The organism is Paraclostridium dentum (assembly GCF_048568265.1).
Taxonomy (GTDB): Bacteria; Bacillota; Clostridia; order Peptostreptococcales; family Peptostreptococcaceae; genus Paraclostridium; species Paraclostridium dentum.
In genome coordinates, this window is record NZ_CP183813.1 from 2,905,332 (window position 1) to 2,918,650 (window position 13,319).

The following is a 13,319-nucleotide window of genomic DNA, read 5'->3' on the forward strand; positions in this document are numbered from 1 at the left end:
ATTATTGTTTCATTCGCTGAAAGACCTAAAATCATAGTCTTTAACGCTACTTCAACAATAATATATTCCAACTTAGATATTTTAAAGTAAATAAAAAGGTACTATTATAAAATAATTTTATAATAGTACCTTTTTCAATTCATCCTTTATACTCGAATATAATTAGTTTTTTATTCCCTATATTAAATAAAAAATTAATTATTAGCTTTTTCTAATTTAATTAACTTATGTGATTTAGGCTCTAGTTTAAATTCAACATTATTATAATTTACCTCAATAAGCCCATCAACTAGATTTGTATATTTACTATTAAGACATTCTTTCATATCTATTTTTATAACTTCTTCTTGTTGTGATCTATTTACTAAAACTAAAATGTTATCATCATTTATACCTTCAATATATCTTACATAACCAAATACATTAGGATTTTCTAATTCTAAAAATTTAGTCTCTCCACAAGTTAACACTTTACTTTTATTTCTATCCTTAATAATATTTTTATAGAAATTTAAAATTTCTTTATCTTCATTTTTCCATGGATAGGTTTTTCTATTATCTGGATCTGTTTGCCCTAAAAGTCCGGCTTCATCACCATAATATATATATGGTACACCTTCAAAAGTCATTTGTATTGCAACCGCTAATTTAAGAAGCTCTTTATCTTCATTTAATTCTGTAAGTATTCTTCTTGTATCATGCGTACCTAATATATTTAAATTAGATTTAAAAGATTCTTTTGGATAATTTTCTTTTATAGTCATAAGGCTATTGTATACATCATTTGAATCAATTTTATAATTTAAAAAATCTACAAATATATTCTTAAACACATACCCTGTAACCCCATTTAGTTGGTCACCTAAAAGATATTTTCTTCTTTCATCATAACTAATTTTATTAGATGCATCTTCCCAAACTTCACCTACAAGAATAGATTCTTTATCTAGTTTTAAAGTCTCACTCTTTAACTCCTCTATAAATTTAGAAGGTAATTCATCAGCTACATCAAGTCGCCATCCTTTAACTCCATATCCCATCCATTTTTTTATTACACTGTTATCACCTTTTATAATATAGTCAATATATGAAATTTCAGTTTCGTTTACATTTGGTAAAGATTTAACCCCCCACCAACAATCATATTTTTGTGGGTAGTTTTCAAATTTATACCAAGAACTATACGGAGAATCTTGTGATTGATATGCACCTATGGAATCGTAATTTCCATACTTATTAAAATATACGCTATCATCTCCTGTATGACTAAATACACCATCTAATATAATATTTATTCCCTTTTTATTTGCTTCACTTATTAATTCTTTAAATATTTCTTCATTCCCAAACATTGGATCAATATTTTTATAGTCTCCTGTATCATACTTGTGGTTACTCTGTGATTCAAATATAGGACTTAAGTATATTATGCTAACCCCTAGATTTTTTAAATAACTTAATTTACTTATTATTCCTTTTAGATTTCCTCCATGAAAATCCCACCTAATTATTTCATTTTCACTATTTTTTATATACATAGGAGTATCTTCCCAATTTGCATATACAAAACTGTTCTTTTTAGGGTTATTTATTTTACCACTTCTATTAAATCTATCTACAAATATATGGTATAAAACTCCCTCTTTAAACCAATCTGGAGATTTAGTATTCTTACTAACTGTAATTTGATACTTACTTAAACTATCAATATCAAAATTTTCTTCGCATATACCATTTCTTTTACTCTTACCATAGTACTTTAATTCGTTATTTCCATTTATACTTTCTATAGTTTTAAAAAAGTAAAAATAAACATCTGCTTGTTTAAATTCATATTTATCTATGTTAAACATACAATCGGATGCTTTTGTCATTTCTATTTCTTCTAAATTTTTCCCATCTCTTTCTATAATTAAATATACTTCTTTTACATTTTCTGTAGCTTTTACACTTAAACTTAATTTTTCTCCTAATTCCAAAGCTCCGAAAGGCTTTTTATAACTTTCTAACCAAGAATTATATGTTATACTCATTTTGATCTCCCACCTTTTATCTTTTGAACTGTTTATTTTTTATACCATATATCCTTAGCATATTCATTTATAGTTCTATCACTTGAAAATATTCCTGAATTTGCTATATTCGTTAAAGAAATTGAATTCCACTTATATCTATCTTTATATAAATTATTTATTTTTTTCTGTGCTTCTATATAGTTCTCAAAGTCTCTTAATATAAAAAATTCATCATTATAGGTTATTAAAGAATTATATATTTCTCTACCTTCTTCACCTATATTTGGTATGAATCCATTAACTAAATCATCCACAACCCTCTTTATATAGAAATTATTAGAATAAATATCTGCTGCTGAATATCCTCCAAACTTATTGTATTCTAGCACCTGATTTGCTGATAATCCAAAAATTATTATATTTTCATCGCCTACTTGTTCATGTATTTCTATATTTGCTCCATCTAAAGTCGCTAAAGTTATAGCTCCATTCATCATAAATTTCATATTACTAGTTCCTGAAGCTTCCTTTGTAGTTGTTGATATTTGTTCACTTACATTTGCAGCAGGTATTATTTTTTCTGCTAATGAAACCCCGTAATTTTCTATAAACACTACTTTTAATTTTTCATTAACTCTTTTATCATTATTAATTTTTTGAGCTAATTCATTTATAAATTTAATAACGCATTTGGCAAAGTAGTATCCAGGAGCAGCCTTTGCTCCAAATATAAATGTTCTTGGCTTTATGTCTAGGTTTGGATTGTCTAATAATTCATGATATAAATGAAGTATGTGAAGTGCGTTCATAAGTTGTCGTTTGTATGCATGTAGCCTTTTTATTTGTATATCAAATATAGAATTTGGATCTATTGATATATTATTTCTTTCTTTTATAATTTTTGATAAGTTTAGCTTATTGTTATATTTTATTTTTTCTAGTTCCTGTAATACATTTTTTTCATTCTTATATTTTTCAAGTTGCTTTAGTTTCATAGTGTCCTTTTCCCAATCGCTACCTATAAGACTAGTTATTAAACTAGATAACTGAGGGTTTGATAACATTAGCCATCTTCTATGAGCAATTCCATTTGTTTTGTTATTAAATTTATATGGCTCATCCTCATAAAATTCTTTTAATACTTCTTTTTTCAAAATTTTAGTATGAAGGTCTGCAACTCCATTTACACTGCTACTTCCAACTATACTTAAGTTAGCCATATTTACATTATTATTATAAATAATAGCCATCTTATTTATTTTTTCACTGTCATTTGAATATTTAGTTTTTAACTTATTTAAATACCTTTTATTTATTTCTTCTATAATCATATAAATTCTTGGAAGTAATTCTTTTATCATTGATATTTGCCATTTTTCCATGGCTTCTGTCATTATGGTGTGATTCGTATATGAAGTGCATTTTTTTGTAATTTCCCAAGCTTCATCCCATCCAAGAGCTTCTTCATCCATAAGTATTCTCATTAATTCAGGTATACATAATGATGGATGAGTATCATTTATATGAATAGATATTTTTTCACTTAACTTATTAATATTGATTTTATTTTTTTTACACTTTCTTAATATATCCTGTAATCCTGCACTAACTAAAAAATACTCCTGTTTTAATCTTAGCATTTTGCCTGCATCGTTAGAATCATTTGGATATAATACTTGTGATATCTCGTCTACGTAATATCTATATTGTAGTGCATCATGATAGCTACCATAGCTGTTTTTTGAATCTTTTAATATTGGTTCAAAATCTTTCCTAGGTATATCTGATTTAAATAGCCTCAATGTATTTATATACTGATTTTCATACCCTATAATAGGTATATCATAAGGTAGAGCCATTACAGGTATATAATTTTTATGAATAGCCTTTAGCTTTCCATTATTACTTACAAGTTCTACTTCTCCTCCAAATTTGACTATAACCGCTTTATTTGGTCTTACAGTTTCCCAAATATAGGATTCTTCTTTTAGCCAATTATCAGGGACCTCAACTTGGTGTCCATTTACAAATTTTTGTTCAAATAATCCATATTCATATCTAATCCCATAACCATGTCCACTTATTTCAGTAGATGCCATCGAATCTAGAAAGCATGCAGCTAGTCTTCCTAATCCACCGTTTCCTAATGCAGGATCAGATTCTGCATCTATTAAGTCATCTAGATTTATACTCATAGTATCTAATATAGCTCTTACTTCTTCCATTAGTCCTAAGTTTAAAAGATTTGACTGTAGTTGCCTTCCTAACAAAAACTCTATACAAAAATAATAAACTTCCTTTTCCTCTTTTAATCTATTTTCTTTCCATATATTTGCTATTTTAGATTTAAGAACAGTTACTAATGTATTTAGTAACTGCTCATTGTTAGCTTCTTCAATACTTTGTTTATATAAAAAATCCATTTGATTTTTAAATTCTAGCTTAAATTCCTCCCTATTTATGAGAGTCAATATTACCAACTCCTTTGCCAAACTATTTCATTATATGTTTTTATATACTCATTTGCGGACTTAGCCCAACTACTATCAGTATCCATAGCACTTTTAACTATTTTAAACCATGACTTTTTATCATTTTTATAAATATCTATTGCGCTTTTAATACAGTAAAACATTTCATGTGCATTATAATTTGCAAAACTAAATCCATTTCCCTCTCCTGTATATTTATTGAAAGGTTTTACAGTATCTTTTAATCCTCCTGTTTCTCTTACTATAGGTATAGTTCCATATCTCATTGCTATCATCTGCCCAATTCCACACGGCTCAAATAAAGATGGCATTAAAAACATATCTGATGATGCATAAATTTGTTGCGCAAGTGCAGCATCAAATGTTAATATAGCTGCTACTTTATTTGGATATTTACCTGAATAGTAATTTAACATAGATTGATATTGTTCTTCTCCAGTACCTAAAACCACTAATTGTAAATTTTCTCCTACTATTTCTGGCATCATATATGATATTAAGTCCAATCCTTTTTGAGATACAAGTCTAGAAACTATACCTATCATAGGAATATCTGGATTAACTTCTAATCCAAGAATTTTTTGTAATTCTAATTTATTTTTAACTTTATCACCTATTGAATTTATATTATAATTGCATACTATATTTTTATCTGTCTCAGGGTTATTTATTTCGTAATCAATTCCATTTACAATTCCCTTTAACTTATGTGCATTAGATTTTATTAATCCATCTAAGCTTTCTCCATAAAACTTTGTTTGTATTTCATTTGCATAAGTAGGACTTACTGTGCTTACTTTATCCGAATATACTATTCCTGCTTTCATAAAGTTGATACCACCATAATACTCTATATTCCCATCGTCTAAATAATCTCTTGGTATAGATAATACATCTTCTATATTTTTATTTGAAAATACCCCTTGATATTGAAGGTTGTGTATAGTATATATAGTTTTTATTTCAGAATATCTTTCATCTTGGCTATAATTTTCTTTTAAAAATAATGGTATCATACCAGTGTGCCAATCATTTAAATTTATTACATCTGGGAAAAAATCTATTCTTTTTAAAGATTCTAGTACCGCATTACTAAAGAAAGTAAATCTTTCTACATCATCGTCATACCCGTATAAATACGCATATTCACCATCTCTCTTGAAGTAGAATTCATTATCTATAAAGTAAAATTTAACTCCATCTAGCTCCAGTTCCATTAATCCACAATATTGATTTCTCCATGCTACGTTTACATTGAATACTGCTACTGTTTTCATTTGATCTTTTAAATATTTAGGAATATTGACATACTTAGGCATTATAACCCTTATATCTACTCCTTCTCTTTTTAAACCCTTTGGAAGTGCATAAGAAACATCTCCCAATCCCCCAGTCTTTACAAAAGGCCAACACTCTGCCGTTACAAAAAGAACTTTCAAAACTTATCCCCCTCTATAAAATCACATTTTTTTCTACTACTAATGGTAGTTTAATATCTCCTTTTAATTCTTTATCTTTTGATATAAATACATTTTTATCTAGTATTACATTATCTAGTTTCACATTTTCTTGTATAGTTCCACTTTGCATAACTACAGAATTTTTTATAACTGCTCCTTTTTTTACATGAACTTTTCTAAATATAATACTATCTTGAACTTCTCCTTCTATTACACAACCAGTAGCCACAAATGAATTTTTCACATTAGATGTCTCTGTGTAAAGAGTAGGCTGCTCATTTTTTTCTTTTGTATATATCTTTCTATCTGAATAAAACAATTCATTTGCTACATCTACATTTAATAAATCTTTATTAGCTTCAAAATAGTTTTTAGTAGAATTTATACATTTTAAATATCCTTTATATTCATATGCTCCTATACTTATCTCTTCTGTACTTTCATTTATACAATCTTCTATATGTGCATATTCACCTCGTGATACTGCATCATATATCATATCTATAAATAAGCTTTTTTTCATAATATACATATCCATCGATATATCTGCGTTCTTTTCTCTTCCTATATTTATTCCCATGCTAGTAATTTGATTTTTATCATTTATATTTAATTTTGTAGTTCCTAAAAAATCTTCATCTGCATTATCTATAGTTTTATAAATAACAGTTATGTTGTTACCTGATAACTTATGATAGTTTAGTGCTTTTTTATAATCTATATTGCAAATCATATAACTAGGAGATATAAGTACATATTCTTGCTTACTTTTTTCTATATAATCTATATTAGAAAAAACATTATGAACATCTCCTTTTTTTATTGCTCTACAAATTTGTTTTTTAGTATTTTCAGGACTAAATACAAATAATCCATCATTCTTTGCTGATAGATCCCAATGACTACCATTTCCTAAATGATCTGTCAAAGATCTATATTTTTGGTCTGAAAAAATACCTATATTTTTCATACCTGCATTAACCATATTAGAAAGAGCAAAATCTATTATTCTATATCTTCCTCCTATAGGTATTGATGCTACTACCCTTGAATCACTTAGTTCTTTTAAGTTATCACCTTTTCTATTTAAATTAATTATTCCCATACACTCTTTATTCATTTTTTTAATCCCCCTATACTAATTCCATAGAAACAACATCAAATTCAGATACTATACTTATGCTATCGTCACCACTAGAAATTTTGCAATCGTCCTCTATTACCGCACCTTCTCCTATCATAGCCTTCTCTATAATCACATTTTTACCTATTTTTGCATTTGACATTATTACTGAATCTTTTATTATACTTCCCTCTCCTATACTAACTCCATGAGATAAAACTGAATTTTCAACAGTTCCAAAAACTCTGCATCCATCTACAACTATAGATCGTTTCACATTAGAATTTTTTCCTAGATATTGTGGGGGCATAGCCATTGTGTCTGTATAAATCTTCCAATTAGAATCATTTAAATTAAATCCATTATCCGGATTAATTAAATCCATATTTGCTTGCCACAAACTTTCTATAGTTCCTACATCTCTCCAGTATCCATTAAATTCATATGCATACATACTAGCTTTATCATCTAACATTTTAGGAATTAAATTTTTACCAAAGTCTACGTACTCTTTTTCTGATTTAAAATAGCTTTTCATCTTCGCCCAGTTGAATATGTAAATTCCCATTGATGCTAAATTACTCTTAGGATTTTCAGGTTTTTCTTCAAATTCATATATACTTCCATCTTCATTTGCATTCATTATTCCAAATCTACTAGCTTCATCCCAGTCAACTTCCATTACCGCAATTGTTACATCTGCATTTTTTGATTTATGTTCTTCTAACATATCGCTATAGTCCATTTTATAAATATGATCTCCCGATAAAACTAAAACATATTCTGGATCATAGCTATCTATATAATTCATATTTTGGTATATAGCATCTGCTGTCCCTTTATACCAGTTTCCTTCTTTTTCATTCATATATGGTTGAAGTATTGATAGTCCTCCATTTCGTCTATCTAAATCCCAGTGACTTCCTATTCCTATATGTGAATTTAATAATAAAGGTCTATATTGTGTTAATACTCCAACTGTATCTATACCTGAATTTGAGCAATTGCTCAAAACAAAATCTATTATCCTATATTTACCTCCAAATGAAACTGCTGGTTTTGCTATGTTTTTAGTAAACACTCCTAATCTTGATCCTTGTCCCCCTGCTAATATCATTGCTATCATTTCTTTTTTCATAATTTACTCCTAATCCCCCTAATAAATTAATAAAATTTCTAAATTTATAATATATTTATATTTTTACCTTTTATAAAAGTAGCTCCCATAGGTGGAACCTTTATATTTATAGAATACTGTTTATTATGCCATGCTATATTTTCTGATTCTAAATCAATACCCTTCATAGTTTGTCCTGATCCCCAATATTCTTTATCATCACTACTTAAAACTTCTTCATAAACACCCTCATATGGCACTCCTATCCTATATTCAGGATGAAATACTGGTGTGAAGTTTAATACTCCTATTATAAAATCTTCTTTCTTCTTGCCTTTTCTCATAATAACAATTACACTTTGATCTATATTGTGAGGATCTATAAAATCAAATCCTGAGTTATGTTCATCTATTTCATACATAGCTTTTTCATGTTTGTATAGTAAATTCAAATCTCGTGTATACGTTTGCATTAATTTATGTGGTTCATTCATTAATAGTTCCCATTCTAATCCATATGCAAATCTCCACTCTAATCCTTGTGCAAATTCACATCCCATAAATAATAATTTTTTTCCTGGATGCAACATCATATACGCATAAAGTAATCTTACTCCTGCAAATTTTTGCCATGGATCTCCGGGCATTTTATCGAGAAGAGATTTTTTCCCATGCACAACTTCATCATGAGATAATGGAAGTATAAAGTTTTCAGAAAAAGCATACATAAATGAAAAAGTTATTAACTCATGATGATGCTTTCTATATATAGAATCCATTTCCATATATTTTAACGTGTCATTCATCCATCCCATATTCCACTTACTATCAAATGCTAATCCACCTTTGTACGAAGGTCCCGATACCATCGGCCAAGACGTGGATTCTTCTGCAACTATAATTGGATTTTTTATCTCCTTATGAATAACTTCATTAAACATTCTTAAAAACTCAATAGCTTCTATATTTTCTCTACCACCGTATTTATTAGGTTTCCAAGGACCTATATCGTAATCTAAGTAAAGCATGCTTGCAACCGCATCCATTCTAATACCATCTACATGAAACTTTTCTAGCCAATAAATTGCATTAGATATTAAGAAACTTTGCACTTCAGGTTTTCCTAAATCAAAATGAGCTGTTCCCCAACCAATATTTTCAGCTTTCAACTTATCTTCATATTCAAATTGAGGTGTTCCATCAAATTTATATAATCCATGATCATCTTTACAAAAATGACTATATGCAAAATCTAGAATTACTCCAATATCTTTTTTATGGCATCTATCAATAAATTTCATTAAACTAGTACAATCACCATATCTGCTAGTAGGACTATAATATCCTATTGTTTGATAACCCCATGATTCATCTAATGGATGTTCTGTTATTGGTAAAATCTCTATATGTGTATATCCCATTTCACATACATAGTCTATTAATTCATATAGTTCTTCATAACTAAAAAATTCTCCATCCCATTTTCTTTTCCATGATCCCAAGTGAACTTCATATATATTCATAGGTAAATCCTTGTATGTTGTCTTTTCTCTTTTTTCTATCCACTTTTTATCCTTCCAAGAATAATTGTCTATATCAAATACAATTGAAGCTGTTTCAGGTCTCATTTGCGAATAAAATGCAAAAGGATCAGATTTTAACTTACTATTACCGTTTTTATCTACAACATTAAATTTATATAAATCCCTAAAATCTATTTTAGGTATAAATATATTCCATATTCCACTCTTATCTAAATTTTTCATAGGATGGGAGGTTTTATTCCAATCATTAAATTCTCCAGATAAATATACTTGATTTGCATTTGGCGCCCATACTGTAAAAGTAACTCCTTTTTCTTTTCCCTTTTGTACTTTATGCGCTCCCATAAATTCATAACTTCTAAAATGTTTCCCCTCTTTAAATAAATTTATATTATAGCTGTTAATTATATCCTCATATTTCTTCAACATAAAATCCCCCATCTTTAAGCATATATTAAATGTATTTTAAAACCGATTACTCGCTTATTTTTAATTATATATGAACTTTTACTTTATTATAAAAAGTATTGTTCTAAAAATTTAGACGATGATAGCTACAAATTTACATCATTCAATCTATTAATCCTTTTTTGTATATATAATTACAAAAATATACATTTTTATAAACCATAGAAAACATTTTCCCAAATTGTGTATACAAAAAAATCGGAGTTAATTCAAAACATTATTTACCCAAAAGATACAATTGTAAATTTTAAATACCTTTAAAGCTTCATTTTAGCTTTGGTAGTAAAATTTATAATTGTATCTGAGCGCCTAAAGTTTTGAATCACTCCGATTTTACTACTGACCTATTTTTAAATTAGGAACAGCATTTAAACTCATATCATTAATTTTTCCGTTTATAAAATTATAATATCCAGCACAACCAATCATAGCCGCATTATCTGTACATAATATAATTGATGGATACTTAACTTGTATATTTTGTTTCTTTGCCATTAAAGTTAACTTTTCTCTTAATGCAGAGTTTGCAGCAACCCCTCCTGCTAATGCAACTGTATTATATCCTTTTTCTTTAGTTGCCTTTATAGCTTTTGTTGCTAAAACTTCTACTACGGCTTCTTGGAATGATGCTGCAACATCTTCAACTATTATTTCTTCATTCTTCATTTTCTTAGCATTTAAGTAATTTAAAACTGCTGATTTTAATCCACTAAAACTAAAATCATATCCTTCATCCATACAAGCTCTTGGGAAGTCTATTGCTTTTTTATTTCCTTTTTTAGCTAATTTATCTATTATAGGTCCACCTGGATAACCTAGATTCATAGCTCTTGCAATTTTGTCAAATGCTTCTCCTGATGCATCATCTTTAGTCTTTCCTAAAATTTCATACTTACCATAGTCTTTAACTTCTACTAAGTGCGTATGTCCACCTGAAACTATTAAAGTTATAAACGGTGGTTTTAAATTTTTATCTTCTATATAATTTGCACTTACGTGTCCTTCAATATGATTAACTCCAACTAAAGGAATATCTAAAGTATAAGCTAATGCCTTAGCATATGAAAGTCCTACTAAAACAGCCCCTACTAATCCTGGTCCATGAGTAACCGCTATATGATCTATATCATCAAAAGTTACATTTGCTTCATCCAATGCTTGTTGTACTACCATTGGTATATTTTCTATATGTTTTCTAGAGGCTACTTCAGGAACAACGCCTCCAAATTTTTTATGTAATTCTATTTGCGTAGAAATTATATTACTTAAAACTTCTCTTCCATTTTTTAAAATCGCACATGCTGTTTCATCACAGCTAGATTCTATAGCTAATGTTATTATATCTTTTTTCATACTACACCTCTTTTAATTGGCTCCACATTATCATTGCATCTTCTTTATTGTCACTATAATACTCTTTTCTTATCCCTGCTAATTTAAATCCATATTTTTTATATAAATTTTGAGCTACTACATTAGATACTCTAACTTCTAATGTCATAGCAAATATGTGATTTTCTTTGCATTTTTTAACAAGATGCTTGATAAGTTCATCACCTATCTTTTGTCCTCTAAAATCACTATGTACAGCTACATTTGTTATATGACCTTCTCCAGCTATAAACCATATACCTACGTAACCCACAATCTTTTTATCAATTTCTGCTACTAAATAATTAGCAACATCATTTTTCATCTCTTTTTCAAATTCACCTTTAGACCAATAATGTTCAAAACAATTTTTTTCAACTTCAAAAACTCTATCTACATCACTGCTTACCATGTCTCTTATTATTAAATTATTATTTATCATTTTCTAGCCTCTTCATTTTTTCCTCATACTGAACTTCCGCTTGAGACTTTCTTATGTACATCGGATTTATAGTATAGCAATTATGTACATCTACATCTTTCTTGAATTTAATTCCAGCTACAGCACATAAACTACTAGCTTTACTTACATTGTTAGATACAGATGCTATATAAGAATTTTTAACTTCATCAAGTTTTTCTTTATATAAATTTGTAGCTTCTCCAACAACAATAAACTCTTCATTTGATTTAGATAGTTCATCTACTAATTCATCTATTGTAACTACTTTTACATCTTCTAATGTTTTAAATTCTCCATTTTCAAATCTATATTTTCCTGTGTAAACTTGGTTTCTTTGTGCATCTAGTATAGGACAAATCACTCTCTCACAAAGATTCATATTGAAAGCTAAAGATTCTAGTGAATCAACAGCTATTATTGGTAGGTTTCTAACTTGTGCTATAGCCTTAGCTGTAGCCATAGAAATTCTTAATCCTGTAAATGAACCTGGACCTATACATATAGCTATTGCATCAATATCTTTTATATTTAAATCACTTTCTTTTATCATTGATTCAATCATAATCATTAGTTTTTGTGAATGTGTTTTTTTAGTATTCACTGTGTATTCACATATTAGCTTATCATCTTCTACAATACATACACTTGTTGAATGTGTAGCTGTATCTATACCTAAAATTTTCATTACTTAGTCAGCTCCTTAACTATTTCTTCATACTTTTCTCCTTTTGGAGTCAGTATCATTTCTCTTCCATTTTCTTTATAGTTCATTTCTATATATAAATATTCGTCTGGTAGTATATCATCGATTAAGTTTGCCCATTCAATTATACAAACTCCATCTCCATTTATATACTCATCAAATCCTATATCATACATTTCATCACTACTTCCAATTCTATACACATCAAAATGGTATAAAGGCATTTTACCTTCATATTCATTTACTATTGTAAAAGTAGGACTAGTTATATAATCATCTACTTCTAAAGATTGTGCTAAGCTTTGAGTCATAGTAGTTTTTCCTGCACCTAAATCACCTATTAAGCATACTACACTTTTTGGCGTTAAAAGTTTACCTAATTTAAATCCTATATCTCTTGTTTGCTCTTCATTTTCTAAATATATTTTAATCATCTATATCATCTCCATAAGTAAGACTTGTTTATCTAAATTGTTAACGTAACAGATATTATTATATTATAACAAATTACTATTATAAAGCCTTACATTCACAAAGTTTTTATTATATACCATATATTTTAC

10 protein-coding genes are annotated in these 13,319 nt (G+C 28.1%); all 10 read right to left on the reverse strand.

The genetic code is table 11. The features are described 5' to 3' along the window. Positions 1 to 194: 194 nt before the first annotated feature. Positions 195 to 2,033, reverse strand: a complete 1,839-nt coding sequence (locus ACN6I1_RS13525) for a glycoside hydrolase family 13 protein (protein ID WP_419742215.1) — start codon at positions 2,031 to 2,033, stop codon at positions 195 to 197. 32 nt (positions 2,034 to 2,065) lie between these two features. After that, positions 2,066 to 4,486 carry a glycogen/starch/alpha-glucan phosphorylase gene (locus ACN6I1_RS13530; protein ID WP_419742216.1) on the reverse strand — a complete coding sequence of 807 codons (2,421 nt, stop codon included), beginning with the start codon at positions 4,484 to 4,486 and terminating at the stop codon, positions 2,066 to 2,068. Positions 4,487 to 4,488: 2 nt separating this feature from the next. Next, positions 4,489 to 5,946, reverse strand: coding sequence for a glycogen synthase GlgA (gene glgA, locus ACN6I1_RS13535; protein WP_419742217.1), 1,458 nt, complete (start codon positions 5,944 to 5,946; stop codon positions 4,489 to 4,491). Between the two features lie 13 nt (positions 5,947 to 5,959). After that, on the reverse strand, positions 5,960 to 7,087 hold the full coding sequence (glgD, locus tag ACN6I1_RS13540) for a glucose-1-phosphate adenylyltransferase subunit GlgD (RefSeq protein ID WP_419742218.1): 1,128 nt from the start codon (positions 7,085 to 7,087) through the stop codon (positions 5,960 to 5,962). A 13-nt stretch (positions 7,088 to 7,100) separates the two neighbouring features. After that, a complete protein-coding gene (locus ACN6I1_RS13545; RefSeq protein ID WP_332841347.1) occupies positions 7,101 to 8,228 on the reverse strand; it encodes a glucose-1-phosphate adenylyltransferase in 1,128 nt (375 codons plus the stop codon). A 44-nt stretch (positions 8,229 to 8,272) separates the two neighbouring features. Next, entirely contained in the window at positions 8,273 to 10,180 is a 1,908-nt protein-coding gene (glgB, locus tag ACN6I1_RS13550) for a 1,4-alpha-glucan branching protein GlgB (RefSeq protein WP_419742219.1), read from the reverse strand. A 375-nt stretch (positions 10,181 to 10,555) separates the two neighbouring features. Further along, positions 10,556 to 11,572, reverse strand: a complete 1,017-nt coding sequence (tsaD, locus tag ACN6I1_RS13555; protein ID WP_021428234.1) for a tRNA (adenosine(37)-N6)-threonylcarbamoyltransferase complex transferase subunit TsaD — start codon at positions 11,570 to 11,572, stop codon at positions 10,556 to 10,558. Between the two features lies 1 nt (position 11,573). Continuing rightward, positions 11,574 to 12,032 carry a ribosomal protein S18-alanine N-acetyltransferase gene (gene rimI, locus ACN6I1_RS13560; RefSeq protein ID WP_419742220.1) on the reverse strand — a complete coding sequence of 153 codons (459 nt, stop codon included), beginning with the start codon at positions 12,030 to 12,032 and terminating at the stop codon, positions 11,574 to 11,576. Beyond that, a complete protein-coding gene (gene tsaB, locus ACN6I1_RS13565; RefSeq protein WP_419742221.1) occupies positions 12,022 to 12,738 on the reverse strand; it encodes a tRNA (adenosine(37)-N6)-threonylcarbamoyltransferase complex dimerization subunit type 1 TsaB in 717 nt (238 codons plus the stop codon). Before tsaB ends, rimI begins: the two co-directional genes overlap by 11 nt. Continuing rightward, positions 12,738 to 13,190, reverse strand: coding sequence for a tRNA (adenosine(37)-N6)-threonylcarbamoyltransferase complex ATPase subunit type 1 TsaE (gene tsaE, locus ACN6I1_RS13570; protein ID WP_419742222.1), 453 nt, complete (start codon positions 13,188 to 13,190; stop codon positions 12,738 to 12,740). Before tsaE ends, tsaB begins: the two co-directional genes overlap by 1 nt. Positions 13,191 to 13,319 lie beyond the last annotated feature (129 nt).

Coding starts and splice junctions, on each gene's coding strand:
- ACN6I1_RS13525 (WP_419742215.1), bottom strand. CDS start 2,033: ATGAGTATAACATATAATTCTTGGTTAGAAAGTTATAAAAAGCCTTTC.
- glgD (WP_419742218.1), bottom strand. CDS start 7,087: ATGAATAAAGAGTGTATGGGAATAATTAATTTAAATAGAAAAGGTGAT.
- ACN6I1_RS13545 (WP_332841347.1), bottom strand. CDS start 8,228: ATGAAAAAAGAAATGATAGCAATGATATTAGCAGGGGGACAAGGATCA.
- glgB (WP_419742219.1), bottom strand. CDS start 10,180: ATGTTGAAGAAATATGAGGATATAATTAACAGCTATAATATAAATTTA.
- tsaD (WP_021428234.1), bottom strand. CDS start 11,572: ATGAAAAAAGATATAATAACATTAGCTATAGAATCTAGCTGTGATGAA.
- rimI (WP_419742220.1), bottom strand. CDS start 12,032: ATGATAAATAATAATTTAATAATAAGAGACATGGTAAGCAGTGATGTA.
- tsaB (WP_419742221.1), bottom strand. CDS start 12,738: ATGAAAATTTTAGGTATAGATACAGCTACACATTCAACAAGTGTATGT.
- tsaE (WP_419742222.1), bottom strand. CDS start 13,190: ATGATTAAAATATATTTAGAAAATGAAGAGCAAACAAGAGATATAGGA.